19 protein-coding genes and 1 tRNA gene are annotated in these 20,686 nt (G+C 69.4%); 12 read left to right on the forward strand and 8 right to left on the reverse strand.

Annotation, left to right across the window (positions count from 1 at the left end; genetic code table 11):
• Positions 1–23 precede the first annotated feature (23 nt).
• The 4 genes from J2754_RS02480 to J2754_RS02495 all read left to right on the forward strand — a co-directional run bounded on the left by J2754_RS02480 (position 24) and on the right by J2754_RS02495 (position 5,866).
• A complete protein-coding gene (locus J2754_RS02480; protein ID WP_211086596.1) occupies positions 24–2,381 on the forward strand; it encodes a DEAD/DEAH box helicase in 2,358 nt (785 codons plus the stop codon).
• Between the two features lie 35 nt (positions 2,382–2,416).
• Complete coding sequence (locus tag J2754_RS02485) at positions 2,417–3,145, forward strand: endonuclease NucS domain-containing protein (RefSeq protein WP_211086597.1); 729 nt, start codon at positions 2,417–2,419, stop codon at positions 3,143–3,145.
• A 102-nt stretch (positions 3,146–3,247) separates the two neighbouring features.
• Positions 3,248–4,279, forward strand: a complete 1,032-nt coding sequence (gene endA, locus J2754_RS02490) for a tRNA-intron lyase (protein ID WP_188877486.1) — start codon at positions 3,248–3,250, stop codon at positions 4,277–4,279.
• 3 nt (positions 4,280–4,282) lie between these two features.
• Positions 4,283–5,866 carry a tryptophan--tRNA ligase gene (locus J2754_RS02495; RefSeq protein ID WP_188877488.1) on the forward strand — a complete coding sequence of 528 codons (1,584 nt, stop codon included), beginning with the start codon at positions 4,283–4,285 and terminating at the stop codon, positions 5,864–5,866.
• 1 nt (position 5,867) lies between these two features.
• Here the strand turns inward: J2754_RS02495 and J2754_RS02500 are convergent, their stop codons facing one another.
• On the reverse strand, positions 5,868–6,557 hold the full coding sequence (locus J2754_RS02500; protein WP_188877490.1) for a plastocyanin/azurin family copper-binding protein: 690 nt from the start codon (positions 6,555–6,557) through the stop codon (positions 5,868–5,870).
• Positions 6,558–6,728: 171 nt separating this feature from the next.
• Here J2754_RS02500 and J2754_RS02505 point away from each other — a divergent pair, with 171 nt between their 5' ends.
• Genes J2754_RS02505 through J2754_RS02520 form a run of 4 tightly spaced genes read left to right on the forward strand, consistent with a single transcriptional unit; the run spans position 6,729 to position 9,594 of the window.
• On the forward strand, positions 6,729–7,310 hold the full coding sequence (locus J2754_RS02505; protein WP_188877492.1) for a hypothetical protein: 582 nt from the start codon (positions 6,729–6,731) through the stop codon (positions 7,308–7,310).
• 2 nt (positions 7,311–7,312) lie between these two features.
• Positions 7,313–7,984, forward strand: coding sequence for a QcrA and Rieske domain-containing protein (locus J2754_RS02510; RefSeq protein WP_188877494.1), 672 nt, complete (start codon positions 7,313–7,315; stop codon positions 7,982–7,984).
• Positions 7,985–7,987: 3 nt separating this feature from the next.
• Positions 7,988–9,385, forward strand: coding sequence for a cytochrome b (locus tag J2754_RS02515; protein WP_188877495.1), 1,398 nt, complete (start codon positions 7,988–7,990; stop codon positions 9,383–9,385).
• 17 nt (positions 9,386–9,402) lie between these two features.
• Complete coding sequence (locus J2754_RS02520; RefSeq protein ID WP_211086598.1) at positions 9,403–9,594, forward strand: DUF8120 family protein; 192 nt, start codon at positions 9,403–9,405, stop codon at positions 9,592–9,594.
• Here the strand turns inward: J2754_RS02520 and J2754_RS02525 are convergent, their stop codons facing one another.
• From J2754_RS02525 to J2754_RS02545, 5 genes are all read right to left on the reverse strand, one after another.
• Positions 9,595–9,846 (reverse strand): glutaredoxin family protein, encoded by a 252-nt coding sequence (locus tag J2754_RS02525; RefSeq protein WP_211086599.1) that lies wholly within the window; start codon positions 9,844–9,846, stop codon positions 9,595–9,597.
• On the reverse strand, positions 9,843–10,055 hold the full coding sequence (locus J2754_RS02530) for a DUF8123 family protein (protein ID WP_211086600.1): 213 nt from the start codon (positions 10,053–10,055) through the stop codon (positions 9,843–9,845). The genes J2754_RS02525 and J2754_RS02530 overlap by 4 nt, the downstream gene beginning before the upstream one ends.
• 185 nt (positions 10,056–10,240) lie before the next feature.
• Positions 10,241–10,314, reverse strand: a tRNA-Lys gene (locus J2754_RS02535).
• A gap of 45 nt (positions 10,315–10,359) precedes the next feature.
• The gene (locus tag J2754_RS02540; RefSeq protein ID WP_188877499.1) at positions 10,360–11,019 is read right to left on the reverse strand and encodes a DUF7119 family protein; all 660 of its coding nucleotides are present in this window, start codon (positions 11,017–11,019) and stop codon (positions 10,360–10,362) included.
• A 401-nt stretch (positions 11,020–11,420) separates the two neighbouring features.
• Positions 11,421–12,692 carry an MBL fold metallo-hydrolase gene (locus tag J2754_RS02545; protein ID WP_211086601.1) on the reverse strand — a complete coding sequence of 424 codons (1,272 nt, stop codon included), beginning with the start codon at positions 12,690–12,692 and terminating at the stop codon, positions 11,421–11,423.
• 125 nt (positions 12,693–12,817) lie between these two features.
• Between J2754_RS02545 and J2754_RS02550 the strand changes: the two genes are divergently transcribed.
• The 4 genes from J2754_RS02550 to J2754_RS02565 all read left to right on the forward strand — a co-directional run bounded on the left by J2754_RS02550 (position 12,818) and on the right by J2754_RS02565 (position 19,221).
• Positions 12,818–14,752 (forward strand): acetate--CoA ligase, encoded by a 1,935-nt coding sequence (locus J2754_RS02550; protein WP_211086602.1) that lies wholly within the window; start codon positions 12,818–12,820, stop codon positions 14,750–14,752.
• Between the two features lie 115 nt (positions 14,753–14,867).
• On the forward strand, positions 14,868–16,580 hold the full coding sequence (locus J2754_RS02555) for a bacterio-opsin activator domain-containing protein (protein ID WP_211086603.1): 1,713 nt from the start codon (positions 14,868–14,870) through the stop codon (positions 16,578–16,580).
• A 71-nt stretch (positions 16,581–16,651) separates the two neighbouring features.
• The gene (gene acs / locus J2754_RS02560; protein ID WP_211086604.1) at positions 16,652–18,643 is read left to right on the forward strand and encodes an acetate--CoA ligase; all 1,992 of its coding nucleotides are present in this window, start codon (positions 16,652–16,654) and stop codon (positions 18,641–18,643) included.
• Between the two features lie 2 nt (positions 18,644–18,645).
• Positions 18,646–19,221, forward strand: a complete 576-nt coding sequence (locus tag J2754_RS02565; protein ID WP_211086605.1) for an acetate uptake transporter — start codon at positions 18,646–18,648, stop codon at positions 19,219–19,221.
• Between the two features lie 27 nt (positions 19,222–19,248).
• Here the strand turns inward: J2754_RS02565 and J2754_RS02570 are convergent, their stop codons facing one another.
• Positions 19,249–19,527: a WNWW family protein gene (locus J2754_RS02570; RefSeq protein ID WP_245332866.1), complete on the reverse strand. Its 279-nt coding sequence runs from the start codon at positions 19,525–19,527 to the stop codon at positions 19,249–19,251.
• A 207-nt stretch (positions 19,528–19,734) separates the two neighbouring features.
• Positions 19,735–20,619 (reverse strand): NAD(P)-dependent oxidoreductase, encoded by an 885-nt coding sequence (locus J2754_RS02575; RefSeq protein ID WP_211086606.1) that lies wholly within the window; start codon positions 20,617–20,619, stop codon positions 19,735–19,737.
• Positions 20,620–20,686 lie beyond the last annotated feature (67 nt).

The raw sequence follows: 20,686 nt of genomic DNA on the forward strand, positions 1-20,686 counted from the left end.
GCCCGCCCTTCGACTACCCGACAATGCAGGTCGCCGAGGCGGTCCCGGAGTTCGCGGACGCCTTCCCCTTCGAGGAGTTCAATCGGATGCAACGCGAGGCCGTCCCCGCCCTCACGGAACGCGACGGCAACGTCGTCGTCGCCGCTCCCACGGGCTCCGGCAAGACCGCGCTCGCCGAGCTGGCGATCTGTCGCGCGCTCGCCGCCGGCGGGACCGCGCTCTTCGTCGCGCCGCTGCGCGCGCTCACCAACGAGAAGGAAGAGGAGTGGGAGCGCTTCGAGGCCCTCGGCTACTCCGTCTACGTCGTCACGGGCGAACGCGACCTCGACCCGCGTCGCGCCGAGCGCGCCGACGTCCTCGTGATGACGCCGGAGAAGGCCGACTCCGCGACCCGCAAACACGACTCGCCGCGATACTCGTTCGTCACGGACGTCGATGTCGTCGTCATCGACGAGGTCCACCTCCTCGACAGCGACCACCGCGGGTCGGTGTTGGAGGTCGTCGTCTCGCGCTTCCGGCGGCTCTGTGACCCCCGGATCGTCGCGCTCTCCGCCACGATGCCGAACGTCGAGGACGTCGCCGCGTGGCTCGATGCACCTCCCGAGTGCACCTTCGAGTTCGGCGACGACTACCGACCGGTGGACCTCCACGCCGACGTCACGACGTACGTCCACGGCGACAACTCCTTCGCGGACAAGTACCGCCGGCTCTACAAGGCCTTAGACCGGGCCGAACCCCACCTCCGCGAGGACGGACAGGCCCTCGTCTTCGTCGCCTCCAGACAGGACACCGTTCGGGCCGCCGAGAAGGCCCGCGACGAGCTCGCGGAGCGCGACGTCCCGATGGGCGCGCGCGGCGATTACGACTTCCACACCGAGGCCGAGGAACTCGACAACGACACCCTCCGTAAGAGCGTGCTCGACGGCGTCGCGTTCCACCACGCCGGCCTCTCGAAGAACGACAAGGACCGCGTGGAGGCGTGGTTCCGTGAGGGGAAGATCGGCCTCCTCTTCTCGACGTCGACGCTCGCGTGGGGCGTCAACCTCCCCGCGCGCTGCGTCGTCATCCGCGACACGAAGTACCACGAACCCCTGGAAGGCGAAGTCGACATGAGCCCGCTCGACGTCCTCCAGATGCTCGGGCGCGCGGGCCGTCCGGGGTACGACGATGTCGGATACGGCTGGGTGGTCTGCGACAACGCGGAGGCGGACAAGTACCGGACGCTCCTCCGCGAGGGCAAGGAGATCGAGTCCGCGCTCGCCGACGACCTCCCGGAGCACCTGAACGCGGAGATCGCCATGGGGACGGTCGACGACCTCGACGACGTGATGGCGTGGCTGGAGACGACCTTCTACTACCGGCGCGCGCAGTCCGTCCCCGAGGCCTACGACTTCGCGAACGTCCGCGAGCGCGTGCGCGGCGTCCTCGACGACCTGATCGAGGAGGGGTTCGTCCGCGCGCACGACGACCTCGGCCTGACCGCCACCCAGCTGGGCATGCTCACCTCGACGTACTACCTCGACATGGACACCGCGGTCGGCTTTCGCGACCTCGCCGAGGGCGACGTCGACGAGGCGGCCGTCCTCCGCGCCGTCTCGCGCGCCTCTGAGTTCGAGAGCGTGAGCGCCCGCCGCGACGAGCGCGAGGCCGTCGCGTCCGTCCTCGGGGACCGCGGCGACGACCTCGAAGCGGGCCCGCGGAAGGTGCTCGGCGTCCTCTACGGTGCGATGCGGGGTTCGACGCCGCCCGAACTCCGCTCCGACGCGTGGGTCATCCGACAGAACGCCCTCCGCCTGCTCGCCGCCCTCGCGGAGTTCCTCGAACGCTTCGACGAACCGGACGGCGCGAACCTCGCCCACCGCCTCGAAGCCCGGATCGACACCGGCGTCCCCGCGGAGGCGGTCGAACTCACCGCCCTCGACGGCGTCGGGGCCGGGCGCGCCCACCGACTCGTCGACGAGGGGATCACGAGCGTCGCCGACGTGCGCGCCGCGGGCCGGGACGGCCTCGTGGAGGCGGGGCTGTCGGGCGGCGTCGCGGACGCCGTGATCGAGCAGGCCGCGGCGCTCCCCGACCTCTCCATCGACTGGGGCGACTTTCCCGACGCGGTCGCACGCGGCGAGAACGACATGCGGGAGGTGACGGTGCGAAACGACGGCGGGCCCGCGCGCGTCGTCTGTCGCGTCACCGCGACCCGAGACGGGGGGGCCGGCGAGACCGTCGAGATGACGTCCACGACGACGTACCTCGACGGCGCGACGACGCTCCCCGTCGGCGTCTTCGGCGCGGACGACGACGCGCTCGTCTACGCCGTCGAGGTCGTCTTCCCCGAGAGCGTCCTCGACACCGTCCGCGAGGAGCGCCTCGTCGACATCGCCTGAGGGTTCTTCTACGGTGACGGGGCCACGTCGCCCCGATGCAGGACGCGACCCGCGTGCTGGCCGGCGACTGTACCGTCTCATACGAGGACGCAGAACGCACCGAGAAACGCGGCGAGGTGATCGTGCTCGTCAAACCCGACAACACCGTCCTCGTCCACGACTCCGACGGGTATCAGCCCGCGTCGTGGCTGACGCGCGCCGACGTGGTCCGTTATGCGAGCGACGCGGACGGCGCCCGCATCGTCGCCGGCTCCGGGACCGAACGCCTCGACGTGCGGAGCCACGAGACGACGCTCGACACCTTCGCGCCCGTGACGCCCGCCGGTCCCGAGGTGGGGACGTGCCCGGACTGCGACGGTCCGCTCGTGCGTGCGCGCGGTGACGTCGTCTGTGTCGGCTGTCGAGCGCGCTACCCCGTGCCGCGGGACGCGACGGTGCTCGATGAGACGTGTGCGCGGTGCGGACTACCGCGGATCCGCGTCGAACGCGGCGCGGTCTTCGAGGTCTGTCTCGATCGCCACTGCGAGCCGATCGACGCGGCGGTGCGCGAGCGCTTCGACGGTGCGTGGAACTGCCCCGCCTGCGGTGGGGCCCTCCGCATCGAGCGGCGCAACGCCCTCCGCGCCCGCTGTGCGGCGTGCGAGAACGCGTACGCGGTCCCATCGGGCACCGTTGTCGGCGAGTGCGACTGTGGCGGGCCGCGCTTCGAGACGCCGAGCGGCGAGCGCTGTCTCGCCACGGCGTGTCCGGCGCGCGCGCCGTAGACCCCGCGTTTCGGGGTGCGTGACCCGAACGCGAACGACGGCCGGCGAGACGCGGGCGCCGCACCGTAGGCCCTTTGGTCGCCCACGTCGCACGGTGTCGGTATGAACGGTCACCTCCGGGGGGATCGGGTCGTCGTCGGCGACGACGCCCGTCAGCGGTTCCACGACGCCAGCGGCTACGGGGTGCCGCGAAGCGGGAACGAGATCGCCCTCTCGCGCGTCGAGGCGGCGCACCTCCTCTTCCGCGGCGAGCTCGACGCCGTCGAGGGAATGGGGTTCCGCGAGTTCCTCGCGGCCGGCGACAGCGGCTTCAGCACCCGCTTTCTCGTCTACACGGACCTCCGGGACCGGGGATTCTACCTCTCGCCCGCCCGCGAGGACTGGATCGACGAGCCGGGCGACGAGGACTTCGTCGTCTATCCGCGCGGGAAGGGGCCGCGCGACGACGAGATCGCGTACCGCGTCCGCGTCGTCGGCGAACGCACCGACGTCCCCGCGTCCGAACTCGGAGACACCGTGCTCGCCGTCGTCGACGAGGAGTCGGAGCTCACCTACCTCGAAACAGAACGCGTCACCCCCGAGGGCGCCACCGAGTACGACCTCGGCGAGCCGGCCGAGGGCGTCCTCCTTGACGACCGCGTCGTCGTCTGGGAGCCCCCGACGGCGCTCCACCGCTCGGCCTTCTACGGGCAGGAGCTCTCCAGTCGCGCCTCGGACGTCGGTGCCGTCCAGCTCTCGCTCGTCGAGGCCGCGTACCTCGCCGCCGAGGGCGATCTCGTCCTCCCCGAACGGGACGGCGACGTGAACGCGCTCGTCGAACGCGGTCGCGCGGTCGAACGCGGGCGCTTCGACAGACGGCTTCGGACGTATCGAGAGCTCCGGGATCGCGGCCTCGTCCCCAAGACCGGGTTCAAGTTCGGCGCGGACTTCCGCACGTACGCCGACGTCTCCGACGTCGAGGACCTCGGACACTCCGAGTGGCTCGTGCGCTGTCTCGAACCCGCCCACGTCTTCGACCCGCGCGACCTCGCGCTCGACGTCAGACTCGCCCACGGGGTGCGGAAGCGAATGGTTTTTGCGCTGGCACACAGAGACGACATCACCTGGCTCGCCGCGAGCCGACTCACGCCCTAATTTATGACTGCAGACCACACGGACACGGCCGCGACGGACGGCGGGACGGAGACCACGGACGGCGCCGACGAGCTCGCGCTCGATCCGTGGGGATCCTCGACCGTCTCCGACTACCGCAAACTCTTCGAGGAGTTCGGCATCGAGTCCTTCGAGGACGTCCTCGGCGACGTTCCGACCCCCCACTACCTGATGCGGCGGGCGATCATCTTCGGCCACCGCGACTACCGGCGCGTCCTTGACGCGATGCGCGCCGACGAACCGTTCGCCGCGCTCTCCGGGTTCATGCCGACGGGCGACCCCCACATCGGCCACAAGATGGTCTTCGACGAGATCATCTGGCACCAAGAGCAGGGCGGCGACGCGACCGCGCTCATCGCCGACCTCGAAGCGCACGCGGCGCGCGACCTCTCGTGGGCGGAGATCGACGAGCACACGCGGGATTACCTCCTCTCGCTTCTCGCGCTCGGCTTCGACCCCGACGAGGGGACGCTCTATCGGCAGTCGACGAACCGAGACGTCCAAGACCTCGCCTTCGAACTCGGGATCGAGGCCAACTTCTCCGAGTTCCAGTCCATTTACGGCTTCGACGGCGAGACCGACGTCTCGCACATGCAGTCCGTCGTCACGCAGATGGCGGACATCCTCTCGCCGCAATTAGACGAGCCGAAGCCGACCGTCGTGCCCGTCGGGCCGGATCAGGACCCGCACGTCCGATTCGCGCGCGACCTCGCCGCCCGAACGCGGTACTTCGGCGTCACGGAGGCGTACGCCTCCTTCGAGGTCGACGGCGACGCCGAACGCGCCCTGCTCGCGCGAGCCTACGACGCGCTCGCCGACCCCGACGCGCTCGCCGACCCCGACGCCGACGAGCCGGTGCGCTGCGTCGCCGCGGCCGACTGGCTCGCCGACGCCGATCTCGGCGACGACCGGGCCGCGGCCCGCGACGGCGCCGTCGAGAAACTCCGCGCTGCTGGCAAGGAGCCGCTCCGTCCGCGCGTGCGGTTCCTCGACCGGAACGCGACGGACGAGGCCTTCGAGGCCCTCATCGAGGCCGTCGAGGGCGAAAAGCGCGTCTTCGAGGGTCACGTCGACAGCTTCGAGATGGACCGCGGGGCCGCGGCGGATCTCGCCCGCGAAATCGAGGTCGATCACGGTGGCTACGGCTTCGTCCCGCCCTCCTCCATCTACCACCGCTTCATGACGGGGTTGACCGGCGGGAAGATGAGCTCCTCGATCCCGGCGAGCCACATCAGCCTCCTCGACGATCCCGCAGAGGGGTACGACAAGGTGAAGGCGGCGACTACCGGCGGCCGAACGAGCGCCGAGGAGCAGCGCGAACTCGGCGGCGAACCCGACGACTGCCCGGTGTACGAACTCTACGCCTACCTCCTCGCGTCCGACGACGACGAGTTCGCCGAACGCGTCTACGAGGAGTGCCGAGAGGGCGAGCGCCTCTGTGGCGACTGCAAGGAACAGGCGGCGACGCTCATGGAGGAGTTCCTCGCGGAGCACCAGGAGAAGCGCGCGGAAGTCGAGGAGCGACTCGACGCGGCGGACATCGAACTCGAATCGCCGCGACGGCGTTGATCTAGATCTCGGTGTCGTCGGGCGCGTCCTCGCTGTACCGCCCGGAGAAGCGGTCCGTCTGACTCAGCAGGTAGACGTTCCCGAGGCCGAACAGCGCGGCGCCGCCGAGGGCGAGCCCGGGCAGGGGACCGCCGCCGGTATCCGGGATGTACGGGTATTCGAGTGCGAGGTCCTCGACGATCGTCTCCGAGTCCGGGAGGACGCCGCTCCCGACCGCGTCCGGCGGTTCCTCGCCCGCCGCCGGACCGCCCGGTTCGCCGCAGACGATTCGCGCGACCATCCCGAGCGTCTTGTGCGGGATGCAGTAGTAGTCGTACGTCCCGGTCGCTTGGAACTGGTAAGTGAACGTCGCGTCCTGCTCTTGGAGCGTGCCGCTGTTCCACGGCTCGGCGTCCTCGGGGATGAGGTCGTTGCTCGCCTGCGGGTTCGACGAGGAGTACGACGTCGTCGAGTGGCTCCCGCTCGCGTTGACCCACTGGACGTAGTCGCCCGGCTCGACGTAGAGCCCGACCGGATCGAAGAGGTAATCCGATCCCTCCGTGTGCATCTCGACGACGTACGGATCGCTCTCCGTCCCCGATCCCGTCCGGGGATCGTCGCCCTCACTCTCCTGTGCGGCGGCGGAGCCGACGATACCGCTCGCGGCGAGCCCCGCGCCACCTGCCTTGGTGATGAACTGCCTCCGTTTCATAACAACGCCGTCCGTGGAGGAGTGTACTCAGCCCCGGATTGAGTGTGTTTCGATCGTCTACTCGCGCTCTCGCCAGCTCGTAACCGAAACAAGGATGTACGTAACCGGGTAACAGCCAAGTAGCGACGAGTACCGAGCGCCGCTGGCGCGTCGGGACTTCGAAACCAAACAATGAGACGCGAAACGGCCATCATACTGGTGCTCATCGGCATCGTGCTCATGCCGATGTGGGGCATCGCGATCGCGAGCGGAGGGAATAGCTTCGAGCAGATCCCCCTACAGTCAGGGGCGGACGTCTCACTCGCGCCGACGGGACAGTTCGTGACGATGCCCACGGAGATCTCGGTCTACGTGGCCGGCATCGTCTCGTGGATCGCACTCTTCGCGCTCGTCGGCGTTCTCTACGCGCAGGTGCGATACGCACACAACGTGGGGAGACGGACGGAGCCACTGTATCCCGACGAGGGCGACTCGCTCCCGTACATGCCGGACTTCCTCCACAACGCGCACAGGCGGATCATCGCGTATTATCCCGCGGACGCCAGTCTCAGAGCCGTCTGGCTCATGGGTCTGTTCACGTTCCTGAGCGCCGTCTTCGCCGTGCTGTTCGCCGGCGAGGTCATGGGGCTCTCTCGGAACCAGTTCCTCGGGTTCTACGGTGCGATCCTCGCGCTCTCCCTCTCTGAGACCGTCCTGATGTACTACACGCACTTCATGCCGACCATCGAGGTCGCGGAGGAACGCGATCACTGACCATGTCCACGAACGACGACACTGACGCCGACACCGACGCCCAGGCACAGTCCGAGGTCGACTACGAGGAGGACCGCCTCCAGTCGACCCGGCGGAACGCCGCCAAGTTCTTCGCGGCGCTCGGCGGCGCGGCCGCGATCGGGAGCTTCGCCGTCACCGGCCTCTACGGCCTTGACGAGTCCGCGCTCTCGGGCGGCCCCGACTACAACTACCAGACGCTCTACACGCAGGGCACGCGCATCGTCGACGGGGAGGGCAATCCCCTCTCCGTGGACGCGATCGAGGAGGGGAGCGGCGAGAGCATGACCGTCTTCCCCGAAAAGGAGGGCGGCGGCGCGCTCCAGGTCCCCGTCGCCACGACGCTCCTCGTCCGGTTCTCCGAGGACGACTACAGCGAGCCGACGATGCTCGACGGGACCGCACAGGGGTACTCGGCGTACTCCGCGGTCTGCACGCACGCCGGCTGTACGGTCTCCCAGCGGACCGGCCCGAACAACCGGGACTTCCTCTGTCCGTGCCACCAGAGCCAGTTCAATCCTCAACAGGGGGCCGAAGTCGTCAGCGGGCCCGCGCCCCGGCCGCTGCCCCAGCTCCCCGTCGGGATCGCCGAGGACGGAGACCAGCTGATAATCGCCACCGGCCCGTTCGAGGCCCACATTGGGGCCGGGGAGTAACCGATGAGCACGATCACCGACTCCGACGAGAGCGAGGAGGCCCAGCAGTACGACGGGAGCCGCGTCTACCGCTGGCTCGACGACCGCCTCGAACTCGGCGACGAGTTCCTCGGCAAGGCGTTCCCGGAGGACCGCTACGCGTCGTTCCTCCTCGGTGAGGTCACGCTGTTCAGCTTCGTCTTCCTCGTCCTCACCGGGACGTTCCTCGGCCTGCTCTACCGCCCGGGCGCCGCGGACACCACCTACCAGGGCATCGTGGCGAACTACGCCGGGACGGAGGTTCCGATGGCGTTCGCGTCCGTCCTGCGGATCACCTACGACGTCCCGATGGGGATGTTCATCCGGATGGTCCACCACTGGGGGGCGTACCTGTTCGTCGCCGCGATGGGGCTCCACATGCTCCGCGTCTTCTTCAGCGGTGCGTACCGGAACCCGCGCGAACTCAACTGGGTCGTCGGGTCGACGCTGTTGTTCCTCGGCCTCGTCGAGGGGTTCATGGGGTACGCGCTCCCCTTCGACGAGTACGGGTCGACGGCGACCGGGATCGGGTTCAACCTCGCGAGCTCCATTCCCGTCATCGGCGAGACGCTGACGAAGATCGTCTTCGGGGGGCTGTGGCCCGACAACGCCGGCACCATCCTCCCGCGGATGTTCTTCTACCACACGTTCCTCATCCCGCTGATCATCGGCGGCCTCATCGCCGTCCACATGTTCCTGCTCATCCGGCAGAAACACACCGACCAGCAGTCCGGGCGCGACGCCGAGGCCGATGTCGAGGTCTCCGATGAGTCCCTCGTCACCGGTGTTCCGCTCCTCCCGAACCAGGTCGCGGTGGTGCTCATCGTCTTCCTCTCGACGTTCGCCGTCCTCTCGCTGCTCGCGGGACTCTTCCCCGTCCAGCGCCTCCCCGTCTGGGGGCCCAACGACCCGTTCAGTACGCCGGGCGGGGTCGCACCGGACTGGTACTTCATGTGGGTGTTCGGCCTCCTGAAGATCATCCCCGACTTCGTGCCGCTCGCGGAGTTCGTCGGCGGCGTGCTCCTCCCGGGGGTCATCGCCGGCGTCCTCGTGCTCTGGCCGTTCGTCGACTACACGTCGGACGCGGTCCACTTCACGGCCGATCCGATCGAGCGGCCGGCTCAGACCGCCGTCGGCGTCGGAGCGATCGTCTTCGTCATCATGCTCTCCATCGCCGCGATGAACGGGACGGTCGCCGAGGTCACGGGCATACCGACCGGTGAGGTGACGGGCTACCTGCTCTACCTCAACATCATCGTTCCGCTCGTCTGGGGGGCCATCACCTACCTCGTGCTCAAGCGTGGCGTCGAACGCCGTGCCTCCGACGCCGTCCCGAGCGACGACGACTCGGACGTGGCGAACACCGCGGTCTCCGACGACTAACACTCACACACTCTTCGATGTCTTCGCTTTCGCCGCGGCGCTATCGTGCGATCGATCGCCTAACGAAGCTCCTCGGGCTCGTGCTGTTGACCGTCGCGCTCGTTCCCGGGACGCTTCACGGCCCGCTCAAAATCGCCTGCGGGCTTCTCGGACTCGCGCTCGGTGTCGCGACGGTGTTCGTCGAACCCGATACCGACGCCGAGGACTGATTACGCCGCGTCCGCGAGCGCGCTCCGCAGGCGCGCCTCGTCGACCCGGTGCTCGAACGTGACACTGCCCTCGACCTCGACGTACGGGACGCGCTCACCGTACTCGGCTTCGAGCTCGGGGTCGGCATCGACGTCGTGCGTCGTCACGGTCACCGAGACGTCGAGGTCGTCGACGACGTTCTCGATGGTTCGCTCGGCTTCGTCGCAGAGGTGACACTGCTCTCGTCTGTAGACGGTGATGGCGACGCTCATTGTCCGACCCGGTAGACGAGTGCGAGGAGCGCGGCACCGACGAAGAACGTGAGCACGCAACCGACGATCTGGACGATCATCACGCCCGCGCCGCCGGTGTACTGCCACGGTCTCCCGACGAGCGTCGCGATCGCGGCGAGCGCGAGATAGACGCCGAGGACGGTTCCGAGTGCGTCGAACGGATCGTAGCCGGCGAGAGTTCCTGCCATACCCGTACCTCTCTGCGTCGTCGCCCCTAACGCTACCGGATGCGTCCGCGCGACCGGTCGCACCGCTCGTCGATCGAGAGCGGGCCGAGCGCGATCTGAACACTGGCCGCCGCTCGTCGTCCTCGCGTCGTCGTGCGTTCGAATCTCGCCGCGGCCGGTTCACGCGTCGCTCCGCGAGCGGTGTACGGGCCGAGCGCGATTTGAACACGCGACCGTCTGGTTAAAAGCCAGACGCTCTGCCGGACTGAGCTATCGGCCCTCATCGGGTACGTGGTGGGGGCGGCGTTAAACGTTTACCATCCGCTCATTCGAGGTACTCTTCGAGGGCGTCGGTCACGACGGCCCCCGGAGTCACGTCCTCGACGGCCGCCCGTCGTCTGAGCTCCCGATAGGTGTCGAGCGGGAGCGAGACGGTGAGCTCGCCGGGCGTGACGCCGCGCTCGCGCAGCGCGTCCTCGATGGGCCGACCGTCGTTCACCTCGCTGGCGATCGCGCGCACCTCGCGGACGGTGAGGTCGTTGTCGATGGCGGCGAACGCGAGCTGATAGCGCGCTTCGCCCCCGACGCGCGCGATGTGCTTCGCCGCGGTCGGTGCGATATGGCCCGCGGCGACGTGCCGACGGACGGGACGCGGGAGGTCGTGGACGCGCGCCCACTTTCGGATGAACGAGACGGTGACGCCGTCGCCGGCGCGCTCGGCCGCGGCCTTATAAGACCCCTCGGCGCGGACGAGCGCCGCGCAGGCCGCCGCCCCGCGGAGCATGTAGAACCGATCGTCGCCGAGCTCGCCGCCCGCGAACGATGCGACGGTTTCGGCGGCGTCGGCGACGCTCTCGGGATCGGTCGGATCGAATTCGACGGCCTCCTGTGCGCGCTCCCCGGCGACGCGCTCGTCGCCGCGGATGACGGGTCGCCCCACCGGTGACTCGCGGTCTGTCGGCGGAATCTCTGACCCGTCACTCATATCTTTGCTAGAACGTCTCCGATATAAATCTCTACTCCTCGGCGCGCCGCTCGCTGAGGTGCTCCCAGATCTCGGTGCACCCCGCCCCCGGCTCGACGTCGTCGAGATGATCGTCCCCGTCGCGGCCGGCCTCGGTTTGTGTCTCTGCCATGTGCCCCTTCGTACGACCCCCATCGGTATAAGGACGCCCCAGAGCGCACTACCCGCCTTTGCTTCCGGGTAGTAGTGATTCCCGCCCCTTTCGACGACGCCGAGCGACCCGTCGAGATACGGGTACATCGTCGCCTCGAAAGCCCAGGACGCGGGGAGTCGGCGGACGCGACAGCTCGCGGTCGTGCCATCGGACCCAGTACCGGCAACAAGCTCTGCTTATCCGGTCCCGATTCCGACGCGGCGGTCGATCAGATCGTGTGTGTCTCGCCGGTGTCCGGCGCCGTCGCGTCGTAGCCGTCGGCGCGGAGGTCGGCGGCGAACCGACCGGTCGCGTCGCCGTGCACCGCGAAGACGCGCGCGTCGCGGTAGGCGTCGAGGAACGAGCGGAGACCGTCGCGGTCGGCGTGTGCGGAGAAGTCGAACGACGCCGTGCGCGCCGCGACCGGGAGGGTGCGGCCGTCGAACTCCGCTCGACCGCGTTCGAGCAGGTCGTAGCCCGGCGTTCCCGGGACCTGATGGCCGACGAACGCGACGAGGTTCGTCGGGTCGCCGCGAATCGCGGGGACGTACGTCATCGCCGGGCCACCGGTGAGCATCCCCGACGTCGTGATGACGACGGCGTTCTGCTCGGCGATGCGTTTCTTCTGACCGCGCCCGCCCGTGACGAAGCGGGCGTTTCCCATGGCCGCGCGGAACGCTTCGGGGTCGCGGAGGAACCCGTCGACGCCTCGCAGCCGTTTCGCCACGTCGACCCCCATCCCGTCGACGTAGCAGTCGATGTCGTGTGCCGCACAGACGAGCATCGCTTCCTGCGTGCGGCCGACCGCGAACGCAGGTACGACGACGGTCCCGCCTCGGTGAACCGTCTCCCTGAGCTCGCGCGCGAACCGCCGTTCCGTCTCGCGCCGCCGCCCCCGCCTCACGTCCGCGTACGTGCTCTCGCAGACGACGGCGTCGGCGTCGGGGCGCGCCGTCGAGCCCGAAAGCAGGCGTTGTCCCTCTGTGTGGAAGTCCCCGGTGTAGAGCAGGCGGGCGTCGTCGTCGCCGGACTGCGTTCTGCTTCCGTCGGGGCTCCGTCCCGATTCGTCGACGAGGACGTGTGCGCTCCCCGGGATGTGGCCGGCGTCGAAGAGCGTGACCGTGTGGCCCGCAGCCTCGAACGGTACGCCGTACGCGTGCGTCTGCGAGACTTCGCCGAGCGCGCCGATCTCCGCGCGGGTGAACGGCCGGTCGTAGCGATCGGCCTGTAGCTTCAGAGTGTCCCGGGCGAGGAGGTCGGCGAGCTCGCGCGTCGGCGGCGTCCAGTGAACCGACGGCCGGCGACCCCCCTTCAACAGGCTCGGCACCGCGCCGACGTGATCGAGGTGGGCGTGCGAGACGACGACGGCGTCCGGTTCGACGTCCGGCGGCGTTCTCGCCGGCGTCCCGCCTTCGAGTCCGTAGTCGATGAGGAGCGAGTCGTTCACCAGCAGGGCGCTGCGACCGATGCCGTTCGCCCCGCCGAGGAACCGTACGTCCATCGGTCCGACGCTACTCGCCCGCGGCGTTTGGGCCCGTCGGTCCCGCGACCGGACACCAGTCGAACCGTGTGACTCACCCTCGTGACTTTAGTCGTCGGGGGCCTCACGTCCGAGTACCACGCCATATGAACGAGGGTACGTCCTCTCCGGGCCGGCCGACCGCCGCGAACGCATCCCGGATCGATCCGCCGCCCGCGTTCGTCGAGCGGGCGAACGTCACCGATCGATCGATCCGGGAGGGCTTCGCGGATCGCTGGCCGGAGTGCTGGGATCGGGCCGCGGCCTTCCTCGACTGGTCGTCGTCGTACGATCGAGTACTGGACGCCGCGAACGGATACGACTGGTTCGCCGGCGGCGCGTTGAACGCGTCGTACAACTGCGTCGACAGGCACGTCGAGGCCGGCCGGAAGAGCCACGCGGCCCTCAAGTGGGAGGGTCGCCTCGGCGAGACGCGGACGTACACGTACCACGACCTCTACCGCGAGGTGAACGCGCTCGCCGCCGCCCTCCGCGAGCGGGGCGTCGAGGCCGGTGACGTCGTCACGACGTACATGCCGGTACTCCCGGAGCTCCCGGTGACGATGCTCGCATGCGCCCGTCTCGGCGCCGTCCACTCGGTCGTCTTCGCCGGCTACTCGGCCGACGCTCTCGCCATGCGACTCGCCGACACCGAGTCGGCGTGGCTGCTCACCTGCGACGGCTACTACCGGCGCGGGACCGCCCACGACCTGAAGCGGAAGGCGGACAACGCCTGTCTCCGCGCCCCGCAGTCGGTCGATCGCATCATCGTCGACCGGCTCGACGACGACCGATCCTACGGCGACAACTACGCCGAGTACGCGACCCTCCTCGACGAGTACGCCGGGGAGACGGTCGATCCGGTCCCCCGGGAGTCGAGCGATCCCCTCTTCGTCATCTACACCTCGGGGACCACCGGTCGTCCGAAGGCTGTCCGACACGCGACCGGCGGCTATCTCGCACAGGTCGCGTGGACGTCCCACGCCGTCCTCGACCTCGAACCCGGCGACACGCACCTCTGCTCGGCGGACGTCGGGTGGATCACGGGGCACTCGTACGTCGTCTACGGCCCGCTCGCGCTCGGGGCGACGACGGTGTTGTACGAGGGAACGCCGGACTACCCCGAGCGGGACCACCTCTGGGAGATCGTCGAGCGCAACGCCGTCGACGTCTTCTACACGGCGCCGACGGTCATCCGCGCGTTCATGAAGTGGGGCGCGGAGCACCCCCAGCGCCACGATCTCTCCTCGCTGCGGTTGCTCGGAACCGTCGGCGAACCGATCGACGAGACGACGTGGCGGTGGTACTACGACCACGTCGGGAACGGCTCCTGTGCGCTCGTCGATACGTGGTGGCAAACCGAGACCGGCGGGATCGTGGTCTCTACGCTGCCCGGCGTCGACGGGATGCGCCCGGGCACTGCCGGCCCGCCCCTCCCGGGTATCTCCGCCGACGTCGTCGACGCGTGCGGTGAGCCGGTCGACCCGGGTGAATCCGGTTCGCTCGTCCTCACCCGCCCCTGGCCCGGAATGGCGCTCGGCCTCGGCGACTCGACGGGCGAGGCGCCCACGGCGTGGCGCTATGAGACGGGCGACGCGGCGGCCGTCGACGCGGACGGCTACCTCCGGCTTCTTGGCCGCGAGGGGAACGCCCTCAACGTCGCCGGGCAGCGACTGGGAACGCGCGAGCTCGAGGCGGCGATCGTCGGCGTCGACGGCGTCGCCGAGGCGGCGGTCGTCGGCGTCGACGGGCCCCAGAGCGATACCGCCCTCTACGCGTACGTCACGCCGCAGCGCGACGCCGGGTCCGCGGGACCGCTGCGCGAGCGGGTGCGTGCGGCCGTCGCGGCCGCCATTGGTCGGTTCGCCACCCCGGACGTCGTCGTCTTCACGCCCGACCTCCCGAAGACCCGCTCCGGGAAGGTCCTCCGGCGCCACCTCCGACAGATCGCCAGCGGTGAGCGAGTCTCCGATACGGAACCGCTTCGCAACCCCGAGATCGTCGGCGAGCTCGAATCGATCGTCGACGGCGTTTCGGAGTGAGACGAAAGCGCGAAACTGAACTCCGAGATAGCGGCTCCTCTCTTCTCATATTCAGAGTATCGGTGACTCTCACTACCCAACGCTTATTTCGCGATAGTATCAAGAGCGAAACGGCATGGACGACCCGTCGGCCGGAGCGCCGCTCACGACGGCCGAATACGAGCGCCTCGTCGACGCCGCCGACTCGTACCGCACGGAACTCCTCGTCGCCCTCTGCGGGCGCGTCGGCCTGCGGCCCGGCGAGATCGCACGCCTCCGCCCCGGCGACCTCACCCGGACGTCGAGCGACCACGACTTCCTCGCGGTCCCGGGGGACGACGACACGCGCGACGCCTACGTTCCGCCGGCCGTCGCGGCCGACGTCCGCAAGTACGCCGGCGCGGCCGACATCGCCGACGACGAACCGCTCTTCGACGTGACGCCGCGCCGTCTCCAGATGCTGATCGCGGAGGTCGCGGAGCGGGCCGCCGACGGTGACGACGACCGCCTCGCCGACGTCTCCACGCGCGATCTCCGCGCGCACTTCGCCGCTCGCCTGCTCGGGGCCGGCGTCGACCCCCGCATCGTCCGCGAAGCGGGTGGATGGTCGAGCCTCGCCAGCTTGGAGCCGTACGCCGATCCGCCGACCCGCGCGGAGGTCGCCGCCGCGCTGAGCGACGAGGCGGCGGCCGGGAGCGACGCCTCACCGACGGAGCCGGACCGCGAACGACCCGATCGCTCGGGGTTCGCGGAGGCGGCGACGGCCCTCGGTGCGGCGCTCGAGGACGTGGCGACCAGACCGGCGGTCGAGGAGCGGGCGTGCGAGGCGCTCGCCGCGACGTGCGGGCCGGCGGTGATCTGCGACGAGCGTGGGGAGATCCGGGCGTCGACCGGCGTCGACGACCCGGACGCCCGCGCGGCGATCGCGGACGTGTTGGACGAGACGGCCCTCCTCGACGTCGAGGGCGGCGTTCGGTTCGTCGAGCGCGACCTCACCGCCGAGGCGTGGCGGGCCGACCGGACGCTGGCGTCCAGCGCCATCCGCGCCGGCGACCGCGTCCACGGGCTCCTCTGTGTCGTCGTCGGCCCGTCCACGTCGACCAGCGGCCTTCGACGCGCGCTCGTCGACGCTGGGCGGCGCGTCGGGTGGGCGGTGGCGGCGACCGAGCGCAAGGAGCGACTGCTCTCCGATACGGGCGTCGAACTGGTGTTCGAGGTGGACGCGGGGTCGTTCTTCGCGTCGGCGTCCCGGGCGCTCGACTGTCGACTGGAGCTCGACGGGCTCGTCCCGATGGCCGATCAGTCGCTCCTCTGCTTCGTCGCGGCGCGCGAGGTTTCGGTCGACGCCCTCCTCGACCGGGCCGCCGCGTCGAACGGGATCGCCGACGTTCGCCTCATCTGCGACGCGGGCGAGCGCGCACAGCTCGAGTTCGTCGTCCGCTCGGACGCGCCGATCGCGGAGATCGTGCGACGCGGTGGCGCCGTGGAGTCGGTGACGGCCGCCGACGGGGTCGCGCGCGTCGCCGCCGTCTTCCCGACACAGACCGACGTCCGCACGCTCGTCGAGGACGTCACCGCGGCGCACCCCGGTGTCTCGTTCCGGGCCAAACGCGAGGCCGTGCGACGCGAGTCGCCGGACGACGTCCACCGGACGGTGGAGCACGAGCTGACCGATAAACAGCGAGTGACGCTCCGCGCGGCGTACTTCGCGGGCTACTTCGAGTGGCCGCGCGGCAGCACCGCGGAAGAGCTCGCGGGCTCCATGGGCGTCTCGGCACCGACACTGCACAACCACCTTCGAAAGGCCCAACAGAAGGTCTTCACCGCGCTGTTCGACTCGTCCTCGTGACGGTGGCGCTCGGGTGCGCCAACTAATTAGAATGAACGTTTATTACAATAGCTTCGATTGCTACGTGTGGTATGGTAGAAAACGACAACCTCGAAACGCGATTGGCCGAACAGGACGTGTTCGAGCCGCCGGAGTCGTTCGTCGAGCAGGCTAACGTCACCGATCCGAACATCTACGAGGAGTTCGAGGAGAACTGGCCCGAGTGTTGGGAGGGCGCCGCCGATCTCCTCGACTGGTACGACGACTACGATCAGGTGCTCGACGACTCGAACCCGCCGTTCTACGAGTGGTTCACCGGCGGGACGCTGAACGCCTCCCACGAGTGCGTCGACCGGCACCTGTCCGAGCGCGGCGACGAAGTCGCCATCGAGTGGGTCGGCGAGCCGGCCGACGAGGCCGACCGCTCGATCACCTACGAGGAGCTCCACCGGGAGGTGAACGAGTTCGCGGCGGCGTTACGCGACCTCGGGGTCGGCGAGGACGACGTCGTCACGATGCACATGCCGATGATCCCCGCCCACCCGATCGCGCTCCTCGCCTGCGCGCGTATCGGCGCGCCCCACTCGGTCGTCTTCGCTGGCTTCTCGGCCGAGGCGCTCGCCGAGCGGATGAACGCCGCCGACTCCGAGTACCTCGTCACCGCGGACGGCTACTACCGGCGCGGCGACCCCCTCGATCACCTCTCGAAGTCACGCGAGGGCGTCGAGAAAGTCGATCACGACGTCGAGACGATCGTGGTCGACCGCCTCGGCTCGAACGGCGACGACTTCGGCCACGACCTCGACGAGGACGAACACGACTACGCCGACCTCGTGGCCGACCACGCCGGCGCGACGGTCGAGCCGGTCGCGCGCGACGCGGAGGACATGCTCTTCCTCATGTACACCTCCGGGACCACCGGCCAACCGAAGGGGGTGAAACACACGACGGCGGGCTATCTCGCGTGGACGGCGTGGACCTCGCAGGCCGTCCTCGACGTCAAACCCGAGGACACCTACTTCTGCTCGGCGGACATCGGGTGGATCACCGGTCACTCCTACATCGTCTACGGCCCTCTCGCCCTCGGGACGACGACGACGATGTACGAGGGCGCACCCGACTACCCCGCGGAGGACCGTTTCTGGGAGATCGTCGACGACCTCGACGTCACGCAGTTCTACACGGCGCCGACGGCCATCCGGTCGTTCATGAAGTGGGGCGCGGAACACCCGCAGCGCCACGACCTCTCCTCGCTGCGGTTGCTCGGGACGGTCGGCGAACCGATCAATCCGAAACCGTGGAAGTGGTACTACAAGCACATCGGGAACGAGGAGTGTCCCATCGTCGATACGTGGTGGCAGACGGAGACCGGGGGTCACATGGTGACGACGCTCCCCGGCGTCAACGACATGAAGCCCGGGAGCGCCGGTCCCGCGCTCCCCGGCGTCGACGCACGTATCGTCGACGGCAACGGCGAGGAAGTACCCGCGGGCGGTGCCGGCTATCTGACCGTCCAGAAGCCGTGGCCCGGGATGCTGCGCACGCTCTACAAGAACGACGAGCGCTTCATCGACGAGTATTGGGCCGAGTACTCCGACACCGACTCTGACGACCCCGAGGACTGGGTCTACTTCCCCGAAGACGGCGCGAAGATCGACGACGAGGACTACATCACCGTCGTCGGTCGCGTCGACGACGTCGTCAACGTCTCCGGGCATCGACTCGGGACCATGGAGATCGAGTCCGCGGTCGTCTCCGCCGAGGGCGTCGCCGAGGCCGCCATCGTCGGCGCGAACGACGACCTGAAGGGCGAAGTCATCCACGCCTACGTCATCCTCGAAGACGACGACGCCGATGAGGACGAACTGCGCGAGCGCATCGAGGCCGCCGTCGAGGATCAGATCGGTCCCATCGCGCGGCCGGCGAAGATCGTCTTCACGCCCGAGCTCCCGAAGACCCGCTCCGGGAAGATCATGCGCCGCCTCCTCGAAGAGATCTCCGACGGGGAGGAACTCGGCGACACCTCGACGCTTCGCAATCCCGACATCGTCCGCAATATCGAAGCCGAAGTCCGAGGTGAGTGATCATGCCCGCCAACACCGACACCGCGAACCCCGGACCGCTCGGCCTCGTCGCGTTCGGCCTGACGACCGTCCTCCTCAGTCTCGTCAACGGCGGGATCTTACCCAGCGCGGGTGAACCCGTCGTCCTCCCGCTCGCGCTCGCCTTCGGCGGCACGTGCCAGTTCTTCGCCGGCCTCCTCGAGTATCGGGAGGGGAACACGTTCGGGTACACGGCGTTCTGTAGCTACGGGGCGTTCTGGTGGTGGTTCGGCCTGCTCGTCCTCTTCGCGGGCAACGGTTGGCTCTCCGTCAACGCGACGGCCGTCGGCGCCGCGCTCCTCCTCTGGGGGCTCTTCACGGCCTACATGTGGGTCGCGACGTTCAAGCTCAACTGGGCGCTCTGGTCCGTGTTCCTCACGCTGACCATCACGTTCCTGCTGCTCGGTTTCGGCGACCTCGGCTTCGGGACGGCGACGATCGGCGGCTACGTCGGCGTCCTCACCGGCCTGCTCGCCATGTACGCCTCGTTCGCGGAGGTCGTCAACTGGGCGTGGGACCGCACCGTGGTCCCCATCGGCGGCGCGCCGCTCAGCGACTGAACGGCCGACGATTCCCGTTCTCCTCGTTTATCGCTCCCGCCAGCGGCGCACGGCGAACTCCCCGTACCCGCCGTAGGCGAGATCGAGGCTCCCGATCCACCAGTTCCACCGCGACGCCACGCGCCCCTCCGGCGCGTCGCGGAGATGTTCGACGACTTCCGCGGGCGCGAGTTCGTGGCCGGCGTCGCGCTCGTAGCGGCCGCTCGCCGCGAGATCGGCCGCGATTCGGGCGACGGCGTCGCGCTCGGCCTCGCTCCCGGGGAAGACCGCGAGCGCGTCCGCGAACGCGTCCACGGACCGAGTCACACGCGACACTCGACGCCCCGGTCCAAAGAGCGTGCCCCCGACCCGTACCTCCGAGTGCGATGCCGGGACCATCCCGGTGCGTGCCCTGACCCCCCGCTCGCGGCGGTCCAACGAGCCGGTCGCGCCACCGTGCGTCCGGTCGAGCGCGCCCGTCGGCGCGCGTCGCGCGACGCCCCCGCCGCGATTTCTCCGGTCGCCAGCCCGCTCCTACCGACGGATCTCGTCGCCGGTGACGTCCTCGATACCGCGCACGAACGCCGCGATGTCCTCCTCGCCGTGGCCGAGCGCGCGCGCCCGGCTCGCCGCCTCCTTCGTCGCCGCCGTCGCCGGCATCGGCACCTCCCGCTCGCTCGCGCTGTCGAGCGCGAGGCGCAGGTCCTTGAACTGCAGGTCGAGCGGGAACGCCGCCTCGAAGTCGCCCTCGGCGATGGCCTCGCCCTTCGCGTCGAAGAGCGGCGCCGCCACTCCCCCGGAGCCGATGGCTTCGAGCATCGCGTCCACGTCGAGGCCGTTCGCGTCCGCGAGCGCGAGCGACTCCGCGAACGACTGCATCATGTTCCCCAAGAGGAGGTTCACCGAGAGCTTCGCGTGCGTGCCGTCGCCGACGCCGCCACAGCGCACGACGGGGTCGCCCATCGCCTCCAGCACGCCTTCGACGGCGTCGACGTCCGCGTCCGCGCCGCCCGCGAGCATCGTGAGCGTCCCGTCTTCGGCGGGCCCGATCGTCCCCGAGACCGGGCAGTCGACGAAGCGCCCGCCCGCCTCGGCGACGAGCGTCGCGGCCGCCCCGGTGTCGTCCGGCGAGACCGTACTCGAATTCACGACGTAGTCGCCCGCGGAGAGTCCGGCGAGCAGACCGTCCGTGCCGTCGAGGACGTCCCGGAGAGCCTCGCCGTCCGTCACCATGACGACGGTGACGTCCGCGCGTTCGCCGACGCCGCGCGGCGTCCCCGCGACCGGGACGCCCGCGTCCGCGAATGGTTCCGTGGGCGCCTCACTCCGGTTGTAGACCACGAGGTCGAAGTCGTCAGCGACGTTCCACGCCATCGGTACGCCCATCGCGCCGAGTCCGATGAACCCGACTGTCGTCATGGGTGTCGATACGGACGCGCCGGACAAATAGGTCGGCGGCGAGAGAGACGCGCCGCAAAGGCTTTTG

The sequence above is a fragment of the Halarchaeum nitratireducens genome (assembly GCF_017874695.1).
GTDB lineage: Archaea > Halobacteriota > Halobacteria > Halobacteriales > Halobacteriaceae > Halarchaeum > Halarchaeum nitratireducens.

Excerpts from the sequence above, each read along its gene's own strand:
- J2754_RS02545 (WP_211086601.1), bottom strand. The coding sequence starts at position 12,692 with ATGGACGTACGGTTCCTCGGCGGGGCGAACGGCATCGGTCGCAGCGCC.
- J2754_RS02550 (WP_211086602.1), top strand. The coding sequence starts at position 12,818 with ATGAACGAGGGTACGTCCTCTCCGGGCCGGCCGACCGCCGCGAACGCA.
- J2754_RS02505 (WP_188877492.1), top strand. The coding sequence starts at position 6,729 with ATGAGACGCGAAACGGCCATCATACTGGTGCTCATCGGCATCGTGCTC.
- J2754_RS02575 (WP_211086606.1), bottom strand. The coding sequence starts at position 20,619 with ATGACGACAGTCGGGTTCATCGGACTCGGCGCGATGGGCGTACCGATG.
- J2754_RS02480 (WP_211086596.1), top strand. The coding sequence starts at position 24 with ATGCAGGTCGCCGAGGCGGTCCCGGAGTTCGCGGACGCCTTCCCCTTC.
- J2754_RS02495 (WP_188877488.1), top strand. The coding sequence starts at position 4,283 with ATGACTGCAGACCACACGGACACGGCCGCGACGGACGGCGGGACGGAG.
- endA (WP_188877486.1), top strand. The coding sequence starts at position 3,248 with ATGAACGGTCACCTCCGGGGGGATCGGGTCGTCGTCGGCGACGACGCC.
- J2754_RS02485 (WP_211086597.1), top strand. The coding sequence starts at position 2,417 with ATGCAGGACGCGACCCGCGTGCTGGCCGGCGACTGTACCGTCTCATAC.
- J2754_RS02510 (WP_188877494.1), top strand. The coding sequence starts at position 7,313 with ATGTCCACGAACGACGACACTGACGCCGACACCGACGCCCAGGCACAG.
- J2754_RS02565 (WP_211086605.1), top strand. The coding sequence starts at position 18,646 with ATGCCCGCCAACACCGACACCGCGAACCCCGGACCGCTCGGCCTCGTC.
- J2754_RS02520 (WP_211086598.1), top strand. The coding sequence starts at position 9,403 with ATGTCTTCGCTTTCGCCGCGGCGCTATCGTGCGATCGATCGCCTAACG.
- J2754_RS02500 (WP_188877490.1), bottom strand. The coding sequence starts at position 6,557 with ATGAAACGGAGGCAGTTCATCACCAAGGCAGGTGGCGCGGGGCTCGCC.
- J2754_RS02525 (WP_211086599.1), bottom strand. The coding sequence starts at position 9,846 with ATGAGCGTCGCCATCACCGTCTACAGACGAGAGCAGTGTCACCTCTGC.
- acs (WP_211086604.1), top strand. The coding sequence starts at position 16,652 with ATGGTAGAAAACGACAACCTCGAAACGCGATTGGCCGAACAGGACGTG.
- J2754_RS02530 (WP_211086600.1), bottom strand. The coding sequence starts at position 10,055 with ATGGCAGGAACTCTCGCCGGCTACGATCCGTTCGACGCACTCGGAACC.
- J2754_RS02515 (WP_188877495.1), top strand. The coding sequence starts at position 7,988 with ATGAGCACGATCACCGACTCCGACGAGAGCGAGGAGGCCCAGCAGTAC.
- J2754_RS02555 (WP_211086603.1), top strand. The coding sequence starts at position 14,868 with ATGGACGACCCGTCGGCCGGAGCGCCGCTCACGACGGCCGAATACGAG.
- J2754_RS02540 (WP_188877499.1), bottom strand. The coding sequence starts at position 11,019 with ATGAGTGACGGGTCAGAGATTCCGCCGACAGACCGCGAGTCACCGGTG.